This is a genomic window from Streptomyces sp. NPDC002886 (assembly GCF_042888445.1).
Lineage (GTDB): Bacteria > Actinomycetota > Actinomycetes > Streptomycetales > Streptomycetaceae > Streptomyces.
On the sequence record NZ_JBIAPV010000004.1, the window covers coordinates 762,685 to 783,234 of the forward strand.

The window sequence follows — 20,550 nt, forward strand, 5'->3', positions numbered from 1 at the left end:
CGAGAGCACTGCTCTTGTTTCGGAGCGCCGATCCGTGCACACTGTTCTCAAGCGAGAGCAGTGCTCTCCCAACGCCCCGGAGGCCACCATGAACGCGCCCAAGCCGTACTACGTCCAGGCCGGCCCGCTCGGCACCCGCTTCAACGCCCTCATCGGCAAGCTGGCCCGCTCGGGGATGAGCCTGGCCGGAACGGCCGAGCTGTCGGTGCGCGGCCGCACCTCCGGCACGATGCAGCGGATCCCGGTGAACCCCTACCTCCAGGACGGCACCCGGTACCTGGTCTCCGCCCGCGGCCACTCCCAGTGGGTCCGCAACATGCGCGCCGCGGGCGGCGGCGAACTGCGGCTGGGCCGCACCGTGCAGACCTTCACCGTCACCGAACTCACCGACCCGGCCGAGCAGGCCGTGGTCCTGCGCGGCTACCTGAGGAAGTGGGGCTGGGAGGTCAACCGCTTCTTCAACGGAGTCACCGCGAAGTCCTCGGACTCCGACCTCCGAGCCGCCGCCCCGGACCACCCGGTCTTCCGCATCACGATCACCTCCTGACCCGGCCCCCTGACCCGGCCCGCGAACCCGGCCCGGCCCTCCCGGCCCTCCGCCCCTCCCGGCCCTCCGCCCTCCCGGCCCTCCGCCCTCCCGGTCCCCCGCCCCTCCCGGCCCCCGGCCCCGGGCCCAGCCCCAGCCCCAGCCCCAGCCCCAGCCCCAGCCCGCGAAACGCGGCGGCGGCCTCGCCGATTACCCCCGGCAAGACCGCCACATTCCGCACTTAGTCGCCACCGTTCTCCACCGGAGACGGCGACTTCACCCCGGGTCCAGCCCTGGGATCAGCCTCGGGATCAGCCCTTGGCCCCTCCCTGGGCTCCGCCCTGCTCCCCCGACCCGGACACGGACCCGGAATCGGCCCCGGTCCCGGCCCCGGAGCCAACCTCGCCGCCGGCCTCGGCGTCGGCCCCGGCCCGGCCCCGCGCCTGCCGTGCGTCCAGCACGTGCAGGGCCTTGCGCGCCAGCGGGTACGTACGCACCATCTCCGCCAGCGTCAGCGACCCCCGCGCGATCCGCGCGAAGGCCAGCCAGGCCGGCCGGAAGCCGGTGATCGCCGCGTGCAGCAGCCCCGGCTTGGCCTCGAAGAGTTCCAGCATCCGCTTGCCGACGCCCATCTCCACGCCCAGCCCCGCCTTGACGGCGAAGGCGTAGTTGAGGGCTTGGCGGCGCGCGTCCACCGGGTCCTGCGCCTCGGAGATCTTCACGGCCCACTCCCCCGCGAGCCGCCCCGAGCGCAGCGCGAAGGAGATGCCCTCCCGGGTCCACGGCTCCAGCAGTCCGGCCGCGTCGCCCGCGACCAGGACCCGCCCGCGCGAAAGCGGCGATCCGGGCTTGCGGCAGCGGGTCAAGTGCCCGGAGGAGAGCGCCGGTTCGAAGCCGGACAGGCCCAGCCGGGCGATGAAGTCGTCCAGGTACCGCTTGGTCGCGGCGCCCTCGCCCTTCGCCGAGATGACCCCGACGGTGAGGGTGTCGCCCTTGGGGAAGACCCAGCCGTAGCTGCCGGGCAACGGCCCCCAGTCGATGAGGACCCGGCCCTTCCAGTCCGCGGCGACCGTCTCCGGGACGGGGATCTCGGCTTCCAGGCCGAGGTCGACCTGGTCCATTTCGACGCCGACGTGCGCACCGATCCGGCTCGCGCTGCCGTCCGCGCCGACCACGGCCCGGGCCAGCACGGTCTCGCCGTCGGCGAGGATCACCGCGACGGTCCGCCGGTCCGGCACGGACGCCCCGTGCTGTTCCACTCGCGCGACGGCCGTACCCGTACGGACCGTGGCCCCCGCCTTCTCCGCCTCGGCGACCAGCGCCGCGTCGAACTCGGGCCGGTTGATCAGCCCGAACAACATCTGCTTCGAGCGCCGGGTCCGGGCGAACTTCCCGTCCAGCGAGAAGGTGACCGCGTGGACGCGGTCCTTGAAGGGCAGCACGAAACCCGGCGGGAGGGCATCGCGCGAGGGGCCGATGATGCCTCCGCCACAGGTCTTGTACCGGGGCAGTTCCGCCTTCTCCAACAGCAGAACGCGCCGCCCCGCGGCGGCCGCCGCGTGCGCGGCCGAGGATCCGGCCGGCCCGGCGCCGACCACGACCACGTCCCACACCTCGCCGGTCTCCCCGGCCGTCTGCGCGTCCGCCCCCTGAGCGGTCTGTCCTGCCGCCGCGTCGCGTACGTCGCCGCTGTCGCTCTCGTCGCTGCTCACGATGTGCTGCTGCTCCTGATCATGCGGTTCATGCCGTTGCTCCGATGCCGGGGAAATCCTACGGCGCGAGATCGACTGCCCCGTTGTGCGAGGATCGGAAGAGTCCTTTGCCGTAGCCCGCATACGCACACCCCGCGCATGCGGGTCGCGTATACGTAACCCGTACACGTACACCAACGTCGCACCCAAGAGGAGCGTGCCCATGCCGTCTCAGTCGATCGCCGAGACCGTCGCCTCGCTGATGCCCCGCGCCAAGCAGGAGCTGTCCGAGCTGGTGGCCTTCCAGTCGGTGGCGGACTGGGCACAGTTCCCGCAGAGCGAGAGCCAGGCGGCCGCGAACTGGGTGGCCGACGCGCTGCGCGCCGAGGGCTTCCAGGACGTGGCGCTGCTCGACACCCCCGACGGCACCCAGTCGGTGTACGGGTTCCTGCCCGGCCCGGCGGACGCGCCGACCGTCCTGCTGTACGCGCACTACGACGTGCAGCCCCCGCTGGACGACGCGGCCTGGATCTCCCCCGCCTTCGAGCTGACCGAGCGCGACGGCCGCTGGTACGGCCGCGGCAGCGCCGACTGCAAGGGCGGGTTCATCCTGCACCTGCTCGCGCTGCGCGCACTGAAGGCCAACGGCGGCGTCCCGGTGAACGTGAAGGTGATCGTCGAGGGCTCGGAGGAGCAGGGCACCGGCGGTCTCCAGCAGTACGCGACCGCCCACCCCGAACTGCTGGCCGCCGACGCCGTCGTGATCGGCGACGCGGGCAACTTCCGTACGGGCCTGCCGACGGTCACCGCGACCCTGCGCGGCATGTGCCTGCTCAAGGTCAAGATCGACACCCTGGGCGGCAACCTGCACTCCGGCATGTTCGGCGGCGCCGCCCCCGACGCGATGGCCGCCCTGATCCAGCTCCTGGCCTCGCTGCGCGCGCCGGACGGGTCGACCACGGTGGACGGGCTGGCCTCGGACGCGGTGTGGGAGGGGCTCCAGTACCCGGAGGCCGACTTCCGTTCCGACGCGAAGGTGATCGACGGGGTCGAGCTGATCGGCGCGGGCACGATCGCGGACCGGCTGTGGTCCCGGCCGGCCGTCACGGTGCTGGCGATCGACTCCCCGCCGCTGGTCGGCGCCACCCCCTCCGTGCACGCGAGCGCGGGCGCGCTGGTGAGCCTGCGGGTGCCGCCGGGCGTGGACACGGCCGAGGCGATCAAGCTGCTGGAGGCGCACCTGGTGGCGCACACCCCGTGGAAGGCGCGCCTGGAGCTCGAGGTCGTCGGCCAGGGACAGCCGTTCCAGGCGGACACGGACAGCCCCGCGTACGCCTCCATGGCGCAGGCCATGAAGGTGGCGTACCCCGGCCAGGAGATGCAGATCAGCGGCATGGGCGGCTCCATCCCCCTGTGCAACACGCTGACCGAGCTGTACCCGGACGCGGAGATGCTGCTCATCGGCCTGAGCGAGCCGGAGGCGCAGATCCACGCGGTGAACGAGAGCGTCTCCCCGGAGGAGCTGGAGCGCCTGTCGGTCACGGAGGCGCTGTTCCTCCTCAACTACGCGGAGTCCAAGCGCGCCTGACGGTGTCGCGGGCGGTTCCCCGACTCTCCGCTACGGGCGAACCACGCTACCGGCGCAATCTCCGCCGATGGTGTGGTTCGCCCTCGTACGTTCGGGTCATGGATCTTGCAGAAGTCATCCCCGGCCGCCTCCACATGCTCCGCTTCCCCATCGGCCAGGCCTACCTCTGGCGCGACGGTGAGGCCCTGACCCTGATCGACGCGGGCCACGCCGGTTCGGCGGACGCGATCGAAGGGGCGATACGTTCCCTCGGGCTGCTGCCGGAGCGGCTGGAGCGCGTCGTCGTGACCCACTGCCATGGCGACCACTTCGGCTCGGCGGGCGACCTCTCCGCCCGCTGGGGCGCCCCCGTACTGGCGCACACACTGGACGCCCCGGTGATCCGCGGCGACCGGCCGGTGCCGGATCCGGTGCTGCTGGACTGGGAACTCCCTCTGTGGGAACACGCGATGACGGTTCCTCAGGCCCCCGCGACCCCGGTGGAGCAGGAGTTGACGGACGGGGAGGTACTCCCCTTCGGCGGCGGGGCGGTCGTCGTCCACGCCCCGGGTCACACGCCGGGCAGCATCGGCGTCCATCTCCCGGAGCACGGGGTGCTGTTCACGGGCGACTGCGTCGCCGGTGTCGGCCAGGTGATGCTCGGCGTCTTCAACGTGGACCGCACCCGGGCCGTCGAGTCGATGCTCCGGCTCGCCGCGCTGGCCCCCGCGGTGGCCTGCTTCGGCCACGGCGACCCCCTCACGTCGGACACCGCGGCCACCCTCCTCGCGGCGGCGGCGGAGGCGGCGGCGAAAGCGGAGGCCGGATCGGAAGCCGGGTCGTAGGCCGGGGCCACACCCGCCGCTCAGGCCCCGCCGACCCCGACGGGCTGACGCGGACTGCGGCGCCGGGGCCCACCCAGGCCCCACACGCCCCAAGCGCCCGCGCCCGCCGCCCCAAGCCCCGGACCCCCGCCCGCCCGCCCGACCCCTACGGAACCGCCCGCCCCGCCTCCAAGTACGCCGCCCGTCCCCGTGCGCGCGCCCGCAGGGCCCACCGGAGCCGCTCGTACCGCACCGGCGGCAGCAGGTCCGCCGCTTCCTCCTCCGACACGAACCGCCAGGCCCGCAGTTCCGGCCCGGGCAGCCGCAGCCGCCCGGTCTGCGCCGCCGACAGCCGGCCCCCGTCGAACAGCAGCCGCAGGCCGCCGTAGCCCGCCGGGGGCTCCGGCGACTCCCAGTCCACGACCAGGAGCTCCGGTAGGCGCTCCAGTACGAGACCGAGTTCCTCCTCGACCTCCCGCACCCCCGCGCACGCCGGCGCCTCCCCGGCCTCGACGACCCCGCCGGGGAACTCCCACCCCGGCTTGTACGTCGGATCCACCAGCAGCACCCGGTCCGCGTCGTCGAAGAGCAGCACCCCGGCCGCGACCGTCTCGCGGGTCGGCGGCGGAGTCTGCACGATGTCGCAGACCCGGGCCGCGTCGGTGCGTACGGCCTCGGCGATCCGCTCGGCCGTCTCCCGTACGGTCAGGGCTCCGTTGTCGATGACGTGCGCGTCCGCCGCGAGCCAGCCCAGCGCGTGCTGGTAGGCGGGGATGTGGTCGTAGGCCCACTTCCTCACCCGCAGGTCCACGTCCGCGGGCGCCCCGGGCTCCTCACGGGTCGCGATCCGCTCCCGAAGGATCGTTTCCTCCGGGGCCAGCAGCACATGCCGCACCGCGATCCTGCGCGCCGCGAGACCGCCGAAGATCTCGTCGCGGTAGTCCTGCCGCAGCAGCGTCATCGGGACCACCAGCACCCCGCCCAGCTCCGCCAGCATGGCCGCCGCCGTATCCACGACCAGTCGCCGCCAACTCGGCAGGTCCTGGTAGTCGGTCACCTCCGCGAGGCGTTTGCGCGGCAGCAGCACGCGGAGCGCGTCACCGATGAACTCCGGGTCGAACAAGGTGCTCTCCGGCAGGAGGCCGGTCAGCTCGCGCGCTGTGCTGCTCTTGCCGGCGCCGAACGTGCCGTTGATCCAGACAATCACGACTACCCCTCTCCCGATGCCCCCAGTGGCTTGCCCGCACCACCCTGCCACGGAAACCCCGGCGCCCCGCCGAGTGCTTATCCTCAAGGTCAGGGGCCTGTCGGCAGCGCCGGGCCCGCACCGTCCAGCACCAGCCCTCCCGGAGGTCCGACACCGTGCCGCACACCCGCCGCCCGTCCGAACCCCGCTACGGCAACCGGCCGACCATGAAGGACGTGGCGGCCCGGGCCGGCGTGGGCCTCAAGACGGTGTCCCGCGTGGTCAACGGGGAGCCCGGGGTCACCCCGGACACCGAGCAGCGGGTCCAGGAGGCCATCGACACCCTCGGTTTCCGCCGCAACGACAGCGCGCGCGTGCTGCGCAAGGGCCGCACCGCCACCGTCGGTCTGGTCCTGGAGGACCTCTCCGACCCCTTCTACGGGCCGCTCAACCGGGCCGTGGAAGAGGTGGCCCGCGCCCACGGCGCCCTGCTCATCAACGGCTCCAGCGCCGAGGACCCGGACCGCGAGCGGGAATTGGCGCTCGCGCTGTGCGCCCGCCGGGTGGACGGCCTCATCGTCATCCCGGCCGGGGACGACCACCGCTATCTGGAGCCCGAGATCCGCGCCGGGGTGGCCACGGTGTTCGTGGACCGGCCGGCGGGCCGGATCGACGCGGACGTCGTGCTGTCCGACAGCTTCGGGGGCGCCCGGGGCGGGGTGGCCCACCTGATCGCGGGCGGCCACCGCCGGATCGGCTTCATCGGCGACCAGCCGCACATCCACACGGCGACCGAGCGGCTACGGGGCTACCGCGCGGCCATGGCCGACGCCGGCCTCCCGGTCGACCCCTCCTGGGTCTCCCTGGGGACAACGGCCCCGGAACGCGTCTCGGCCACGGCCCGGTCGATGCTGTCGGGCCCGGAACCGGTGACGGCCCTCTTCGCCGGCAACAACCGCGTGACGGTCACGGCCGTACGCGTCCTCGCGTCCCTGCCCCGCCCGGTCGCCCTGGTCGGCTTCGACGACTTCGAACTCGCCGACCTGCTGAACCCCGGCATCACGGTCATCGCCCAGGACGCCGCGACCCTGGGCCGCGTGGCCACGGACCGCCTCTTCCAACGCCTGTCGGGCGCCGACCTCCCCCCGTCCCGCATCGAACTCCCCACCCGCCTGATCCCCCGCGGCTCGGGCGAGATCCCCCCGGTCAGCGGATGAGACTCCGCAGCACGGGCACGGCCCCGCCCGCGGCGCCGAGCCCGGCGAGGACGGACAGGGCCGGGTGCACGCCGCCGAGGGAGCTCAGCCCGCTGGTGACGAAGCCGGCGAACAGGGCGCCGAGGAGCACGACTGCGGTGTGCAGGCTCAGGAAGGACGGTTCGGGGTCCGAAGGTGTGGTCATGCCCCGATTGCACCGCCCTGCGTCCCCACGCACCGCCCGGACCGAACGACCCGGACCGCCTCCGAACACCGCCGAACACGAGCGCTGACCGGCACTGACCGGCACTGTTCGGGATCGTCCGGCGGAGCGCCCGGCACGGCCCTAACCTGTGCGGTGATGGACAGCGTGCGCGTATTCAGCGAAGAACTGGAGTCGTTCGCGGCGGACTTGCGTCGACTGCGACTCGACCGAGGCAAGCCGTCCTACCGTGAACTGGCCGCGCGTGCGGCGAAGTCCCAGACCGGCATCCGGCTTCCCGTGTCCACCCAGAGCGACGCGTTCCGCGGGGACCGCCTTCCAGGCCTGGACCGCCTCATGGGCCTGGTCCGGATCCTCCACTCGTACGACGAGTTCGGGCAGGAACGGCCCGTCCCACCGCACAACTCCCCCGAGCTGGAACCCTGGCGCCGGCGCTGGCGCGAACTGGCCGCCCTGGATCCGGTCCGGCGCTCCCCGGCTCCCGTACCCCTCAGCACACAGCGAGTCCCCCTTCCGGGGCCCTCACCCGCTCCCGTCGGCGAGACCGGCTTCGCCGTGGCCCATGTGCTCACTACCCGGGCGGACAACAACTGGTGTGCGGCATTCTCCCCCGACGGCCGGATCCTCGCCGTGTCCGGAGAACACGGGGAGAACGCAGAGAGTTCGGCGGTTCAACTGTGGGATCCCGTCCTCGGAGTCCCCGTCGGCCTGCTCGAAGGCGCATGCGTGGCCCACGCATTGGCGTTCTCTCCCAGTGGCCGCCTCCTGGCCGTCGGTGACGACGGCGGCACGGTCACCCTGTGGGATACCGAGACATTCCAGCGGGCGGGGCCGCCCCTGCTCGGCCACGACAGCTGCGTCGACTTGGTCGCCTTCACGACGGACGGCCGGACACTGGTCACAGCCGACGACGCTGTCGTCCACCGGTGGGACATGACGACCGGCGAGCCCGCCGGATCACCTCTCATCGGCGAGATCAAGGCGATGTTCTGCCGTTCCGACGATGGCATCCTGGCCGCGCTCAGGACCAAGAGCACGCTGTACCTGTGGGACCTGCCGACCGGTAGGAGCATCGGCAGACCCCTCGTCGAGAAGATCACGGAGACCATCGGGGCCGCGTTCTCCGCCGACGGGGCCTTGCTGGCCACGACTTCCAGGGAAGAGACCCTGCTGTGGGACACCGCGACCGGCACCGTCGCGTACAAGCTGCCCACAGCTGCGGGCCGTGGGGACAGCACGGCCTTCTCCCGGGACGGCCGCCTGCTGGCCACCCTCCGCGACCACGGCACCGTACGCCTCTGGGACCCTTCGACCGGTGCTCTCCTGGGACCGCCCCTGGAGGGGCACAAGGGTCCGTTCGACCGGTTGGCCGTGTCCCCCGACGGCCGCATGCTCGCCGTCTGCGGCGAGACCGACACCCTGGTGATCTACCACGCCGAGCCGGACGCGCCACCCTCGCCTTCTGCGCCCCTCGCGGCACAAGCCCTCGCATCCGCCCTGCGCACCCGTCACGCCGTGGCGCTGCCCGCCCTGTCGACGGACAGCGGAGTCGCTCTGCGCAGGCTGGCCTTCTCGCCGGACAGTACCCGGCTCCTCGTCCACTCTGAGGACAACCGGATCCTCACGTGGGATCCGGCGGAACGCGTCCAGGTGTCCGAGTCCCTGTCCGTGCCGACCGACGTGGCCACCTGGGGGCTGGAGTTCCCCTCCTATGGCGAGCCCGCCCGGCTGTGGACACCCGGCGGACCGCCCCACCACCCCGTGTCACTGGTACGGCACGTCGTGTTCCGCGCCGCGGCGCGGCAGACGATCTCGATCGGGTTCGAAGGTCGGGTAGCGGTCCTGGACTGGTCCGGCGGCCGGAGGGCAACCTTGCTCATTTCTTCCGGCCTGTCAGACGTGTCCACCCTCGCCGCATCCCCGAACGAGGACGTGCTGGCCGCAGCCGTGGGCGAGCGGGTATTCCTGTGGTTTCCGGCCTCCCCGGAAGGATCTGACCTGGAGCTGGCGGCTCACTCCAGCACCGTCTGTGCCATGGCCTTCTCTCCGGACGGCCGCCGGCTGGCGACCGGCGACGCCGACGGACACATCCTGTTGTGGGACCTGAGTGTCCCGGCTCCCCCCAGCCGTCGCCTCCCGGGGCATGCCGGGGCCGTGTACGACCTGGCCTTCTCCCCGCTGGGGGACCGGCTGGCCGGCGCGGGTGCGGACGGCACCGTGCAGCTCTGGGACCCTGACACGGGCGAGGCCACCACCGCCTTGCCGCTGACCGGTCACGGCGGAGCGGTCCGCGGAGTCGCCTTCTCCCCCGACGGGAGCCTGCTGGCCTCCTCCGGGGACGACGGCACCCTGCGCTGCTGGCTCCTGCCGACCCCGCACACACCGAGGGCCCGGCCCCGGTGATCCGAGGCCGGGCCCTGAGATGCCGAAGGCCCGGCCGGGGGCAGACCGGCCGGGCCTTGTTCGGGGGCTACTCGCCTCAGTTGGTCGCCGTCAGCGTCGCCGAGCGGCGCGGGATGGCGAAGGCGTCGAGTTCCGCGCGGGTCAGGCCGGTCAGGGCGGTGACCTCGTCGGCGCCGACGGCGCCGCAGTCCAGGCCGCGGACCAGGTAGCCGGCCAGGGCCTTCGCGGTGGCGGGCTCGTCCATGACGTCGCCCTCGATCTTGGCGACGTACGCCTTCAGACGCGCGGCGGCCGTTTCGAGGCCCTCGCGGTAGAAGACGAAGACGGCCGCGTAGCGGGTGGGCAGGTGCGCCGGGTGCATGTCCCAGCCCTGGTAGTAGGCACGGGCCAGGGCGCGGCGGGTGAGGCCGTAGTGGAGCTTCCAGGCCTCGTGGACATGCTCCGTGGTGCCGATCGGCAGGACGTTGGTCGAGCCGTCGGAGACGCGTACGCCGGTACCGGCGGCCGCGACCTGCATGATCGCCTTGGCGTGGTCGGCGGCGGGGTGGTCGCTCGACTGGTACGCGGCGGAGACGCCGACGCAGGCGCTGTAGTCGAAGGTGCCGTAGTGCAGGCCGGTGGCGCGGCCCTTGGAGGCCTCGATCATCCGGGCGACCGCGGCGGTGCCGTCGGAGGCCAGGATGGACTGGCTGGTCTCGATCTGGATCTCGAAGCCGATCCGGCCCGGGCGCAGGCCGCGGGCGGTCTCGAAGGCCTCCAGCAGCTGCACGAAGGCCGTGACCTGCTCGGGGTAGGTGACCTTGGGCAGGGTCAGGACCAGGCCCTCGGGCAGGCCGCCGTGCGCGAGCAGGCCCGAGAGGAAGATGTCGGTGGTCCGGATGCCGCGGTCGCGGACGTTGGACTCCATGCACTTCATCCGGATGCCCATGTACGGGGCGTTCGTGCCGTTGGAGAAGGCTTCGGCGACGAGGCGGGCGGCGCGGGCCGCGGCCTGGTCCTCCTCCTCGTCGGAGCGGACGCCGAAGCCGTCCTCGAAGTCGACGCGCAGGTCCTCGATGGGCTCGGAGGCGAGCTTGGCGCGGACGCGGTCGTAGACCGGTACGGCCAGCTCGTCGGAGATGCCGAGTACCTTGGCGAAGGTGGCGGCGTCCGGGGCGTGCTCGTCGAGGGCCGCGAGGGCCTGGTCGCCCCAGGTACGGATGGTGTCCGCGGCGAAGACGTCACCGGGCACGTAGACCGTGTGGATGGGCTGACGGGTGCCGGGGTCGCCCGGGTAGTGGCGCGCGAGTTCCGCGTCCACCGGCTTGAGGGAAGCGCTGATGCCCTCGCTGACCGCGCCTGCGAGGCTCGTCGCCACCTTCTCCTGCTGACCCATCGTGCACTCTCCTCTTTTCCGCTTCACGGAATCTTAGATCCGCATTACAGAATTTAGTCACGGGGTTCCGCTCAGTCAATGGTCCCTCCGCCGTCCTGGACAAACGACTCGGGGCCGTGCGGTGAGAAACACCACACGGCCCCGGAGACCACTTACTCGCAGGTCAACGCCTGCGACAGGGTTTTAGCCCTTGCGCGCCTTGATCTCGTCGGTCAGCTGGGGGACGACCGCGAAGAGGTCGCCGACCACGCCGTAGTCGACGAGGTCGAAGATCGGGGCCTCGGCGTCCTTGTTGATCGCGACGATCGTCTTGGACGTCTGCATGCCGGCGCGGTGCTGGATCGCGCCCGAGATGCCGGAGGCGATGTACAGCTGCGGGGAGACCGACTTGCCGGTCTGGCCGACCTGGTTGGAGTGCGGGTACCAGCCGGCGTCCACGGCGGCGCGCGAGGCGCCGACGGCCGCACCGAGGGAGTCCGCGAGGGCCTCGATGATGTGGAAGTTCTCGGCGCCGTTGACGCCGCGGCCGCCGGAGACCACGATCGCGGCCTCGGTCAGCTCGGGGCGGCCGGTCGACTCGCGCGGGGTGCGGGAGGTGACCTTGGTGCCGGTGGCCAGGGCGCCGAAGGTGACGGCGAGCGCCTCGACGGCGCCGGCGGCCGGAGCGGCCTCGACCGGGGCCGAGTTGGGCTTCACGGTGATGACCGGGGTGCCCTTGGAGACGCGGGACTTGGTGCTGAAGGACGCGGCGAAGGCGGCCTGCGTCGCGACCGGGCCCTCGTCACCCGCCTCCAGGTCGGTGGCGTCGGTGATGATGCCGGAGCCGATGCGGACGGCCAGGCGGGCGCCGATCTCCTTGTTCTCCGCGGAGGAGGGGAGCAGTACGGCCGCCGGGGACACGGCGTCGTACGCGGCCTGGAGCGCGTCCACCTTCGGTACGACGAGATAGTCGGAGAACTCCGGGGCGTCGGCGGTGAGGACCTTGACGGCGCCGTGCTCGGCGAGCACGGCGGCGGTGGCCTCGGCGCCGTTGCCGAGGGCGACGGCGACGGGCTCGCCGATGCGGCGGGCCAGCGTCAGCAGTTCGAGGGTGGGCTTGCGGACGGCGCCGTCGACGTGGTCGACGTAGACGAGGACTTCAGCCATTGGGGATGCTCCTGCGAATGCGAAGTAGTCAGGGGGCGTTGTGAGAGGGGCCGAAGCTCTTAGATGAACTTCTGGCCGGCCAGGAACTCGGCCAGCGACTTGCCGCCCTCGCCCTCGTCCTTGACGATCGTGCCGGCGGTGCGGGCCGGACGCTGGGTCGCGGAGTCGACCGCGGTCCAGGAGCCTTCGAGACCGACCTCGTCGGACTCGATCTCCAGCTCCTCCAGGTCCCAGGACTCCACCGGCTTCTTCTTGGCGGCCATGATGCCCTTGAAGGACGGGTAGCGGGCCTCGCCCGACTGGTCCGTCACCGAGACGAGCGCCGGGAGGGAGGCCTGGAGCTGCTCGCTCGCGGTGTCACCGTCGCGGCGGCCGGTGACGACACCGTCCTCGACCTTGACCTCGGAGAGCAGGGTGACCTGCGGGACGCCCAGGCGCTCGGCCAGGATCGCCGGGAGGACGCCCATGGTGCCGTCGGTCGAGGCCATGCCGGTGATGACCAGGTCGTAACCGGCCTTCTCGATCGCCTTGGCGAGCACCAGCGAGGTGGCCATGACGTCACTGCCGTGCAGGTCGTCGTCCTCGACGTGGATGGCCTTGTCGGCACCCATCGACAGCGCCTTGCGCAGCGCGTCCTTCGCGTCCTCGGGGCCCACCGTCAGGACGGTGATCTCCGCGTCGTCGGCCTCGTCGGCGATCTGCAGCGCCTGCTCGACGGCGTACTCGTCGAGCTCCGACAGCAGGCCGTCGACGTCGTCACGGTTGACGGTCAGGTCTTCGGTGAACTGCCGGTCGCCAGTGGCGTCGGGCACGTACTTCACACAGACAACGATCCTCAGGCTCACGCCGGCTCTCCTACCGCATCGACATTTCTGGTACCGCCTTGTTCAGGCAGCATAGGCGCCATCTCGGGCCGTTCCCGCCGGGGCGACCCGCGCCCCGTCAGGAATGTTACTCGTCAGTACACAGCGGGTGCCGCCAGGTTGCAAGGCCGGTGAACTGTGATCTGGCCAACGCCGGCGGAACCGGCCCCAGCAGGGACGATTCAGTCCCGCAACGCGTTGAAGCGCCCCTGGTGGTACAGCAGCGGACGGGCCTCGCCGCCCGGATCCCCCACGGGGTCCCCCGCCGGGTCCCCGGCCACCGCCTCCGCGATGATCACCCGGTGCTCGCCGGCCGGAACCCGCGCCACGACCCGGCACACCAGCCAGGCCAGGACTCCGCCCAGGACCGGCACACCGTGCGGGCCGGGCGCCCAGTCGGTGGCGGGCCCGAAGCGGTCGGCTCCGTTGCGGGCGAACAGGCCGGCCAACTCCCCCTGGTGCTCGCCGAGTATGTGGACCCCGAGGTGCTCGGAGTCCCGTATCGCGGGCCAGCTGGAGGACCCGGTGCCGATGGTGAACGACAGCAGCGGGGGGTCGGCGGAGACCGAGTTGAGCGAGGTGGCGGTGAAACCGGCCGGCCGGCCGCCGCTCTCGGCAGTGATCACGGCGACGCCCGCGGCGTGCCGGCGGAACACCGAGCGCAGCAGCGCGGGCGAGCCGGGCAGGCCGGCGCCGGCCCGCGGGGACGGAGCTGTCGGAGCCGTCATCAGAAGGTGCCCCGTCCGTAAAGCAGGAGTTCATACCGCATATCGCAAGCCTGGCGATCTCTCGTGTACACAGTCAAGCCTCAACGGGCAGATGTAGGGCGCGTCACGCTGCGTGCGGACGTGTGTACCGGCTCACCGGACGCGCCCGGCGTCACACGGCGGCGCCCAGGGCGGCGATCACGTCCGCCTTGCGCGGCATGCCGACGGCCCGCCGCACGATCCGTCCGGCCCCGTCCAGGACCAGTACGGTCGGGGTCTTCTCGATGCCCAGGACCCGTACGAGGTCCAGGTTCTTCTCGGCGTCGATCTCGATGTGCCGGACGCCCCCGACCATGGCCGCGACCTCGTCCAGGATCCGCCGGGTGGCCCGGCAGGGCTGGCAGAAGGCGCTGGAGAACTGGACGAGCGTCGCCCGCTCCCCCGGCTCCGCACCCAGCTCGGCGGCACCCAGCCGGCACGCGCTCTCGCTCTCGCCCGTGCCCGAGCCCTTGCCCGCGCCATCGTCCCGCTCGCCTGCGCGCACCCGGTCCCCCGTCTCCGCCGTCACCCGGCCCGTCCGGCCGCTCGTCCATCATCCCGGTACGGTCGTACGCTGATCGGAGCGCCCCGCGGACCCGCCGCATTCCCGGCGTGACGAGAATCTCGCCGGGCACGGGCGCCTGGGCTGGCCTGCGGCTCCCGTATGGGGCACGATCCCCATGGCCGCGTACCTACGCTGCCGTAACTTCCGGCCGGGAGCACCTCCAGGCAGAAAGCGGGGTCTCCCCACCATGGCTGAGCTCGTCTACCCCCCGGTTATCGGTGCCGCGCACACCCTCTTCCGTGCGCTCGACGTCCGCATCGACATGAAGGGCACCGAGAACATCCCGCGCAAGGGCGGGGCCGTCCTGGTCTCGAACCACATCGGCTACCTCGACTTCATCTTCGCCGGGCTGACCGCGCGCCCGCAGAAGCGGCTCGTCCGCTTCATGGCGAAGGAGTCGGTGTTCCGGCACAAGGTGTCCGGTCCCCTGATGCGCGCCATGAAGCACATCCCCGTGGACCGCTCCCAGGGCGAGACGGCCTACCAGCACGCGCTCGACTCGCTGCGCTCCGGCGAGATCATCGGCGTGTTCCCCGAGGCGACGATCTCCCAGTCCTTCACGCTCAAGAGCTTCAAGTCCGGTGCGGCGCGCATGGCCCAGGAGGCCGGTGTCCCGCTGATCCCGGTGGCGCTGTGGGGAACGCAGCGGATGTGGACCAAGGGTCGCCCCAAGGACCTCAAGCGCAGCCACATCCCGGTGACGATGCGGGTGGGCGAACCGCTGGAGGCGCCCGCCGACCAGTACGCCGGCGCCATCACCCGCCGGCTGCGCGAGCGCGTACAGGAGCTGCTGGACGCCGCCCAGGCCGCCTACCCGGCCAAGCCCAAGGGCGCCGAGGACTCCTGGTGGCTGCCGGCCCACCTCGGCGGCACCGCGCCGACCCCGGCGCAGGTCAAGGAAGCCGGCTGAGGCCCGTTCTCACGGCGAGCGAGTGCGGCCCCGCCCATCGGGCGGGGCCGCACTCGCTCGGTGTCGTACTCGCTCGGTGTCGCACTCCGCGGTGTCGCGGGTGCGTCAGTTCGGGTTCTCCGCGTGGGTCAGCGTCTCCCACGCCTCGAAGTGGTTCTCGGTTCCCGCCGGTCGGCGGCCCTCGGTGAGCCGGCGGGTGTTCTCCATCGTGACGCCGAGCCGGGTGTGCAGCGCGTTGTAGCCGACCTCGGTGGCCGGACCCAGGCCCTTGGTCAGGCTCCCGCCGCACAGCCAGGAGGGCACGGCCTCACCGAGTTCGTACTTGGCGTGGAAGCCCAGCGCGTGCCGGAACCGGTCCTTGAACTCCGGGTACAGGTCGCGCCCTTGGATGCGCGAGGTCTCCGCCACGTGCATGGCCGCCGCGATGCCCATGCCGGTGTGGCCGAAGTCCCGGCAGGTCTCCTGCGCCAGGCCGTCCACGAAGGTGCTCTGGCCGTGCCAGTAGTCGATCAGCTCGCTCCTGGTGTCGATCGTGGAGCGAGGCGGGTACGCGGGCTGCGGCCCATCGGAGGCCAGGTAGAAGTAGGCGGGCACCCGGCCGAGGTAGACCGTCAGCGCCTTGTCGTAGCTCGCGCGGTCGTCGAGGTGGACGGAGATCCCGACGGCGGCGTCCATCATGATCAGTTCCCAGTTGCCGTTGCTGTTCGGCTTGCCGCCGATCACCTCGGGCAGGTAGACCTCGCGCAGCATCGTGGCGAAGCGCCCCTGGTTCGGCCAGCCGCCGGTGTAGGTGTGCTTGACGATCTCGGCCGCGCGCGGCCAGGTGGAGCCCGCCCAGCCGCTCTGCAGCGGGGCGTTGCTGTTGGTGTGGTCCTTGATCCGCGCGGACCAGGCGTCCATCAGCTCGATCGACTTCTTCGCGTACCGGGCGTCGCGGGTGATGTACCAGGCGAGCGCGTCGGTGTACGCGGCTATCGCGTCCTCCCGCTCTTCGGTGCAGCCGAGGTTGGGGTTGGAGAAGGAGCCGCATTCGACGATCTCGCGCGGCTTGGGCGTCCGGGACAGCGAGCCGTACCGGCTCGCGAGCATGTCGTCGAACGCCGCCTTCCACGGCTGCTGCCCTGCCTGCACCTTGGCCCGTACGAAGTCCAGTTGGGCGCGACTGTTCAGGACCCCGGGGTGGGCGAAGGCCGTGGGGGCGGCGGCGAGTACGGCGGGGGTGGGGGTGTCCGGGGTGACGGCGGCGGAGGTGGGGGCGAGGGTCAGCGCCGCGACCAGGCCGAGGGCCGCGGCGAGCAGCCCGGCGGGGACTCCGTAACGCATGAAGCGCCTTCCTTCGGAGGGTCCGTGGGGGGATCGGGGGTTCCGTGGGGGGGTTCCGTGGGGGGAATCCTGCGGCCGAAGATACGCATGCCCGCGCCGCGCTGACAACGATGTCAGACAGGAAAGTTTCCTATTGACCGAAAATCGCGATGCTTTCGCCCTACACCCGTATGACGTAACCTCGCATCCTTCTGCCACGTCATCCGGACACAAGGCGAAAGGGGCCGGAATGCCGGGGCTCGGACGGTACTTGGCCGCCGCACTGGCGGCGCGCTTCGCCTCCGAGGGCATGGGCATGGCCGTCGTGCTGCTCGCCCTCCAGCGCACCGGGAGCGCCGCCCACGGCGCGTTCGTCCTGACCGCCTGGCTGGCCCCGCACGTGCTCGCGGCTCCGCTCGCGGGCGCCGCCGCGGCCAGGTCGCGCCGGCCCCGCCTCTTCCACGTGGGCGCCCTGGCGGGTTTCACCACGGCCGTGGCGGCCCTGGCGTTGCTGCTCGGACGGGCTCCGACGCCCGTGGTGCTCGCGGTGGCGGTGCTCGGCGGCTCCTGCGGGCCGATGGTGACGGGCGGGCTGTCGAGCCTGGTGGCGGGCCTGGTTCCGGCCGGCCCCGCGCGCGACCGGGCGTACGGCTGGGACGCCTCCACCTACAACGGCGCGGCGGTGACCGCCCCGGCGGCCGTGAGCCTCGTCGCGGCCTTCGGTTCGGCCGGGCCCGCGATGGGGCTCCTGGCCGCGTCCGGCGCGCTGGCGGCGGCGCTGGCCGCCACCCTTCCGTACGGGAGTCCGCACGGAAGCCGGGAGCCGGGCCCCGGCGCGCCCCGGGTCGGGATGGGCGCCGGGCTGGCCGCCCTGTGGCGGATCCGGCAGCTGCGGGCCATCACCTCGGCCACGACCCTTGCCTTCCTGGGCCTCGGGGCGCTCACCGTGACCTCGGTCCTCCTGGCGACCTCGCTCGGCAGCCCGGGCGGCGGCGGCGTACTGATGACCGCATTCGCCCTGGGCGCCCTCACGGGCTCCCTGACGCTGGGCAGGATCACGACCGTCCCCCCGGGCCGGCTCGCCCGCTGGGCCATGGCGGCGACGGGGGTGGCGCTGACGGTGGCGGCCTTCACCCCGTCCCTCCCGCTCGCGGCCGTGGCGTTCGCCGCGGCGGGGGTGTGCGACGGGCCGCTGCTGACGGCCACCCTGCGGATCCGCTCGGAGTTCGCACCCGACGGGACCCGGACCCAGGTGTTCACGCTCGGCGCCGGGCTGAAGGTGACGGCCGCGTCCACGGGCGCCGCCCTCGTGGGGCTCGCCGCCGACGCACCGCCCTGGATCCTGGTCCTGGCGATCGCCGCCCTGCAACTGGCCGCGGCCCTGCTGCACACCGCGGTGGCGGCGCGCGGCCCCGACCGGGAGCCGGCCGCGGCCGCCGACTCCGCGGTCGCCGACCCGTCGGCTACAGCCCCGTCGGCAGGTTCCGCCACAACTGCGCCCGGTTCGCGGACTCCTGGAGCGCCTTGAGGGTGGCCGGGTGCGCGGCCGCGTACAGCCCGGGGTAGTCGATCTCGCCGAGCTCCGGGCGGACGGGGAAGGCGAGTTGTTCGCGGTCCAGGGTGAACTGGGCGTCCACGCCGGGCTTGTTGCCCCGGGGGTCCACCCGGGACCAGTCCTCGCCGTCGGGCAGGCGCAGTGCGACGAGGCCGTGGAGGACGAGGTCGGCTCCGTCGTCGTCGCCCAGCAGCTGATAGCAGAGGCCGGCCGGGATGCCCCGGGCGCGCAGCAGCGCGGTCAGCGCGTGCGCCTTGGCGTAGCAGATCCCGTTGCGCGTACCGAGGACGTCCGAGGCGCGCCAGGCGACGCGGTCGTCGCCGGAGTCGGCGGAGTGCGGGATGGTGTCACGGACGAATTCGAAGGCCGCTTTGGCGTATGAATATGCATCGCCTGTGGCGGTCCAGAGGGCGTCGGCGGTCTCTTCCACCAGTGGATGCCCGTGATCGACCACGTCATCGGCGGCCAGATAGGCGGCAAGGTCAGTATGCTCCTGGATCAATTCCATGATCCAGGAGCATACTCATGCATTTGACTGCATGCCTATAGATTTATGACGTGGAACGCGAGGACGGCCGGCGGGTCTAGCGGGCCAGCTCTTCCTTGAGGGCCTGGAGGAAGCCGTCCACGTCCTCCTCCTGGGTGTCGTAGCTGCACATCCAGCGGACGTCGCCCGCGATCTCGTCCCAGAAGTAGAAGCGGTAGCGCTCCTGCAGCCGCCGCGAGACCTCGTGCGGGAGCCGTGCGAACACGGCGTTGGCCTGCACCGGGTAGAGGATCTCCACCCCGTCGGTCTCCCGCACTCCGGCCGCCAGCCGCTGCGCCATCGCGTTGGCGTGGCGGGCGTTGCGCAGCCACAGGTCCTTCGCGAGCAGCGCTTCGAGCTGTACTGACACGAAGCGCATCTTGGAGGCGAGCTGCATCGACATCTTGCGGATGTGCTTCATCTGCCGGACGGAGTCCGGGTTCAGCACCACGACGGCCTCGCCGGCCATCATGCCGTTCTTGGTGCCGCCGTAGGACAGCACGTCCACGCCGACCGCGTTGGTGAAGCTGCGCATCGGTACGTCGAGCGAGGCCGCGGCGTTGGCTATCCGGGCACCGTCGAGGTGGACCTTCATGCCCTTGGCGTGCGCGTGCTCGCAGATCGCGCGTACCTCGTCCACGGTGTAGACCGTGCCGAGCTCGGTGTTCTGGGTGATCGAGACGACCTGCGGCATCGCCCGGTGCTCGTCCTCCCAGCCCCAGGCCTGCCGGTCGATGAGCTCGGGGGTGAGCTTGCCGTCCGGCGTGGGGACGGTGAGCAGCTTGAGGCCCGCCATCCGCTCGGGCGCACCGCCCTCATCGACGTTGATGTGCGCCGACTCGGCGCAGATCACGGCGCCCCAGCGGTCGGTGAGCGCCTGCAGGGCGGTCACGTTGGCGCCGGTGCCGTTGAAGACCGGGTAGGCCTCGGCGTGCGGGCCGAAGTGACCGCGGAAGACCTGCTGCAGGTTCTCGGTGTACTCGTCGTCGCCGTAGGAGACCTGGTGGCCCCCGTTGGCGAGCGCGATGGCCGCGAGGATCTCCGGGTGGATCCCGGCGTAGTTGTCGCTCGCGAAACCGCGCACCGCCGGGTCGTGGTGCCGGCGGGCGTCGGTCTGCGCGGCTGACTTGCGTATCGCGGTCTTCACGGCACCGGTCTTCACGGTTGGGGGGTGAGCCACAGGCGCTGTCCGTTCACATCGGTGGCGGGCCGCTCCCAGACGCCGGCGATGGCCTCGGCCAGCTCCTTGACGTCGGTGAAGCCCGCGAACTTCGCAGTGGGACGCTCGGCGCGCATCGCGTCGTGTACCAATGCCTTGATCACCAGGATCGCAGCAGCGGCCTGCGGACCGTCCTCGCCACCCGCCTTGCGGAAGGAATCCGCCATCGCGAGCGTCCAGGCCTCGGCCGCCGCCTTGCCCGCGTTGTACGCGGCGTTGTTGGCGACCGGCTTGTGCGCACCGGACTGGCTGACCAGGACGTAGCGTCCGCGGTCGCTGCGCAGCAGCCCGTCGTGGAAGGCGAGCGAGGTGTGCTGGACGGTGCGGATGAGGAGCTTCTCCAGGAAGTCCCAGTCCGCGAGGTCCACGTCGGTGAAGGTCTTGCTGCCGCGCCAGCCGCCGACGAGGTGGACCAGGCCGTCGATGCGGCCGAACTCCTTCTCGGTCTGCTCGGCCCAGGCCTTGGTGGCCTCCAGGTCGAGCAGGTCGACGGTGTCACCGGTGATGGTGGCGCCGCCATGGGCGTAGCGCGCGGCGTCCACCGCCTCGGCGAGGCGGGCCGCGTCGGCGTCGGACGCGATGACCACGGCTCCCGCCTCGGCGAGGCGGAGCAGGGTGGCGCGGCCGGCGGGCCCGCCGGCCCCCGCCACCGCCACTACCGCCCCGTGGAGCTTCCCGTTCCCGTTACCGGAGCCGTTCATCTGTGCAGCCTCCTGTGGGCGAGCGC

At 72.1% G+C, this 20,550-nt stretch carries 19 protein-coding genes; 7 read left to right on the forward strand and 12 right to left on the reverse strand.

Annotated features, from left to right (window positions below; translation table 11 throughout):
- Window positions 1-88 precede the first annotated feature (88 nt).
- Entirely contained in the window at window positions 89-547 is a 459-nt protein-coding gene (locus tag ACFYYB_RS21790) for a nitroreductase/quinone reductase family protein (RefSeq protein WP_389436877.1), read from the forward strand.
- Window positions 548-837: 290 nt separating this feature from the next.
- On the opposite strand, the gene ACFYYB_RS21795 is transcribed toward ACFYYB_RS21790, so the two are convergent.
- The gene (locus ACFYYB_RS21795) at window positions 838-2,238 is read right to left on the reverse strand and encodes a geranylgeranyl reductase family protein (protein WP_389436878.1); all 1,401 of its coding nucleotides are present in this window, start codon (window positions 2,236-2,238) and stop codon (window positions 838-840) included.
- Window positions 2,239-2,440: 202 nt separating this feature from the next.
- On the opposite strand from ACFYYB_RS21795, the gene ACFYYB_RS21800 reads away from it, so the two are divergent.
- Together ACFYYB_RS21800 and ACFYYB_RS21805 are read left to right on the forward strand one after the other, a co-directional pair.
- Window positions 2,441-3,805, forward strand: a complete 1,365-nt coding sequence (locus tag ACFYYB_RS21800) for a dipeptidase (protein ID WP_389436879.1) — start codon at window positions 2,441-2,443, stop codon at window positions 3,803-3,805.
- Between the two features lie 98 nt (window positions 3,806-3,903).
- Window positions 3,904-4,629: an MBL fold metallo-hydrolase gene (locus ACFYYB_RS21805; protein ID WP_389436880.1), complete on the forward strand. Its 726-nt coding sequence runs from the start codon at window positions 3,904-3,906 to the stop codon at window positions 4,627-4,629.
- 145 nt (window positions 4,630-4,774) lie between these two features.
- Here ACFYYB_RS21805 and ACFYYB_RS21810 read toward each other — a convergent pair whose 3' ends face one another.
- Entirely contained in the window at window positions 4,775-5,815 is a 1,041-nt protein-coding gene (locus ACFYYB_RS21810; RefSeq protein WP_389436881.1) for an NUDIX domain-containing protein, read from the reverse strand.
- A gap of 206 nt (window positions 5,816-6,021) precedes the next feature.
- Between ACFYYB_RS21810 and ACFYYB_RS21815 the strand changes: the two genes are divergently transcribed.
- Window positions 6,022-7,011 (forward strand): LacI family DNA-binding transcriptional regulator, encoded by a 990-nt coding sequence (locus ACFYYB_RS21815; RefSeq protein ID WP_389437231.1) that lies wholly within the window; start codon window positions 6,022-6,024, stop codon window positions 7,009-7,011.
- Here ACFYYB_RS21815 and ACFYYB_RS21820 read toward each other — a convergent pair.
- Window positions 7,001-7,195 (reverse strand): hypothetical protein, encoded by a 195-nt coding sequence (locus ACFYYB_RS21820; RefSeq protein ID WP_389436882.1) that lies wholly within the window; start codon window positions 7,193-7,195, stop codon window positions 7,001-7,003. The two genes, ACFYYB_RS21815 and ACFYYB_RS21820, sit on opposite strands and share 11 nt — an antisense overlap.
- Before the next feature lie 156 nt (window positions 7,196-7,351).
- Between ACFYYB_RS21820 and ACFYYB_RS21825 the strand changes: the two genes are divergently transcribed.
- Window positions 7,352-9,616 (forward strand): hypothetical protein, encoded by a 2,265-nt coding sequence (locus ACFYYB_RS21825; RefSeq protein ID WP_389436883.1) that lies wholly within the window; start codon window positions 7,352-7,354, stop codon window positions 9,614-9,616.
- Between the two features lie 76 nt (window positions 9,617-9,692).
- Here the strand turns inward: ACFYYB_RS21825 and ACFYYB_RS21830 are convergent, their stop codons facing one another.
- From ACFYYB_RS21830 to ACFYYB_RS21850, 5 genes are all read right to left on the reverse strand, one after another.
- Window positions 9,693-10,991 carry a DUF6986 family protein gene (locus ACFYYB_RS21830; protein WP_389436884.1) on the reverse strand — a complete coding sequence of 433 codons (1,299 nt, stop codon included), beginning with the start codon at window positions 10,989-10,991 and terminating at the stop codon, window positions 9,693-9,695.
- Window positions 10,992-11,174: 183 nt separating this feature from the next.
- Window positions 11,175-12,137 (reverse strand): electron transfer flavoprotein subunit alpha/FixB family protein, encoded by a 963-nt coding sequence (locus ACFYYB_RS21835; RefSeq protein ID WP_389436885.1) that lies wholly within the window; start codon window positions 12,135-12,137, stop codon window positions 11,175-11,177.
- Window positions 12,138-12,196: 59 nt separating this feature from the next.
- Window positions 12,197-12,982 carry an electron transfer flavoprotein subunit beta/FixA family protein gene (locus ACFYYB_RS21840; protein WP_327308204.1) on the reverse strand — a complete coding sequence of 262 codons (786 nt, stop codon included), beginning with the start codon at window positions 12,980-12,982 and terminating at the stop codon, window positions 12,197-12,199.
- Between the two features lie 200 nt (window positions 12,983-13,182).
- Window positions 13,183-13,728, reverse strand: a complete 546-nt coding sequence (locus tag ACFYYB_RS21845) for a flavin reductase family protein (protein WP_389436886.1) — start codon at window positions 13,726-13,728, stop codon at window positions 13,183-13,185.
- A gap of 151 nt (window positions 13,729-13,879) precedes the next feature.
- Window positions 13,880-14,251, reverse strand: a complete 372-nt coding sequence (locus ACFYYB_RS21850) for a thioredoxin family protein (RefSeq protein WP_389437232.1) — start codon at window positions 14,249-14,251, stop codon at window positions 13,880-13,882.
- Between the two features lie 247 nt (window positions 14,252-14,498).
- Between ACFYYB_RS21850 and ACFYYB_RS21855 the strand changes: the two genes are divergently transcribed.
- The gene (locus tag ACFYYB_RS21855) at window positions 14,499-15,221 is read left to right on the forward strand and encodes a lysophospholipid acyltransferase family protein (protein ID WP_389436887.1); all 723 of its coding nucleotides are present in this window, start codon (window positions 14,499-14,501) and stop codon (window positions 15,219-15,221) included.
- Between the two features lie 105 nt (window positions 15,222-15,326).
- On the opposite strand, the gene ACFYYB_RS21860 is transcribed toward ACFYYB_RS21855, so the two are convergent.
- Window positions 15,327-16,544 carry an alginate lyase family protein gene (locus ACFYYB_RS21860; protein ID WP_389436888.1) on the reverse strand — a complete coding sequence of 406 codons (1,218 nt, stop codon included), beginning with the start codon at window positions 16,542-16,544 and terminating at the stop codon, window positions 15,327-15,329.
- A gap of 229 nt (window positions 16,545-16,773) precedes the next feature.
- On the opposite strand from ACFYYB_RS21860, the gene ACFYYB_RS21865 reads away from it, so the two are divergent.
- Window positions 16,774-18,051 (forward strand): MFS transporter, encoded by a 1,278-nt coding sequence (locus ACFYYB_RS21865; protein WP_389436889.1) that lies wholly within the window; start codon window positions 16,774-16,776, stop codon window positions 18,049-18,051.
- On the opposite strand, the gene ACFYYB_RS21870 is transcribed toward ACFYYB_RS21865, so the two are convergent.
- The 3 genes from ACFYYB_RS21870 to ACFYYB_RS21880 all read right to left on the reverse strand — a co-directional run bounded on the left by ACFYYB_RS21870 (window position 17,987) and on the right by ACFYYB_RS21880 (window position 20,524).
- Entirely contained in the window at window positions 17,987-18,586 is a 600-nt protein-coding gene (locus ACFYYB_RS21870; RefSeq protein ID WP_389436890.1) for a transglutaminase family protein, read from the reverse strand. The genes ACFYYB_RS21865 and ACFYYB_RS21870 overlap by 65 nt on opposite strands.
- 76 nt (window positions 18,587-18,662) lie before the next feature.
- On the reverse strand, window positions 18,663-19,766 hold the full coding sequence (locus ACFYYB_RS21875) for a threonine aldolase family protein (RefSeq protein WP_389436891.1): 1,104 nt from the start codon (window positions 19,764-19,766) through the stop codon (window positions 18,663-18,665).
- A complete protein-coding gene (locus ACFYYB_RS21880; protein ID WP_389436892.1) occupies window positions 19,763-20,524 on the reverse strand; it encodes an SDR family NAD(P)-dependent oxidoreductase in 762 nt (253 codons plus the stop codon). The genes ACFYYB_RS21875 and ACFYYB_RS21880 overlap by 4 nt, the downstream gene beginning before the upstream one ends.
- Window positions 20,525-20,550: the final 26 nt, after the last annotated feature.

Excerpts from the sequence above, each read along its gene's own strand:
- ACFYYB_RS21825 (WP_389436883.1), top strand. The coding sequence starts at position 7,352 with ATGGACAGCGTGCGCGTATTCAGCGAAGAACTGGAGTCGTTCGCGGCG.
- ACFYYB_RS21820 (WP_389436882.1), bottom strand. The coding sequence starts at position 7,195 with ATGACCACACCTTCGGACCCCGAACCGTCCTTCCTGAGCCTGCACACC.
- ACFYYB_RS21835 (WP_389436885.1), bottom strand. The coding sequence starts at position 12,137 with ATGGCTGAAGTCCTCGTCTACGTCGACCACGTCGACGGCGCCGTCCGC.
- ACFYYB_RS21865 (WP_389436889.1), top strand. The coding sequence starts at position 16,774 with ATGCCGGGGCTCGGACGGTACTTGGCCGCCGCACTGGCGGCGCGCTTC.
- ACFYYB_RS21860 (WP_389436888.1), bottom strand. The coding sequence starts at position 16,544 with ATGCGTTACGGAGTCCCCGCCGGGCTGCTCGCCGCGGCCCTCGGCCTG.
- ACFYYB_RS21815 (WP_389437231.1), top strand. The coding sequence starts at position 6,022 with ATGAAGGACGTGGCGGCCCGGGCCGGCGTGGGCCTCAAGACGGTGTCC.
- ACFYYB_RS21855 (WP_389436887.1), top strand. The coding sequence starts at position 14,499 with ATGGCTGAGCTCGTCTACCCCCCGGTTATCGGTGCCGCGCACACCCTC.
- ACFYYB_RS21805 (WP_389436880.1), top strand. The coding sequence starts at position 3,904 with ATGGATCTTGCAGAAGTCATCCCCGGCCGCCTCCACATGCTCCGCTTC.
- ACFYYB_RS21845 (WP_389436886.1), bottom strand. The coding sequence starts at position 13,728 with ATGACGGCTCCGACAGCTCCGTCCCCGCGGGCCGGCGCCGGCCTGCCC.
- ACFYYB_RS21880 (WP_389436892.1), bottom strand. The coding sequence starts at position 20,524 with ATGAACGGCTCCGGTAACGGGAACGGGAAGCTCCACGGGGCGGTAGTG.
- ACFYYB_RS21800 (WP_389436879.1), top strand. The coding sequence starts at position 2,441 with ATGCCGTCTCAGTCGATCGCCGAGACCGTCGCCTCGCTGATGCCCCGC.
- ACFYYB_RS21790 (WP_389436877.1), top strand. The coding sequence starts at position 89 with ATGAACGCGCCCAAGCCGTACTACGTCCAGGCCGGCCCGCTCGGCACC.
- ACFYYB_RS21870 (WP_389436890.1), bottom strand. The coding sequence starts at position 18,586 with ATGGAATTGATCCAGGAGCATACTGACCTTGCCGCCTATCTGGCCGCC.
- ACFYYB_RS21830 (WP_389436884.1), bottom strand. The coding sequence starts at position 10,991 with ATGGGTCAGCAGGAGAAGGTGGCGACGAGCCTCGCAGGCGCGGTCAGC.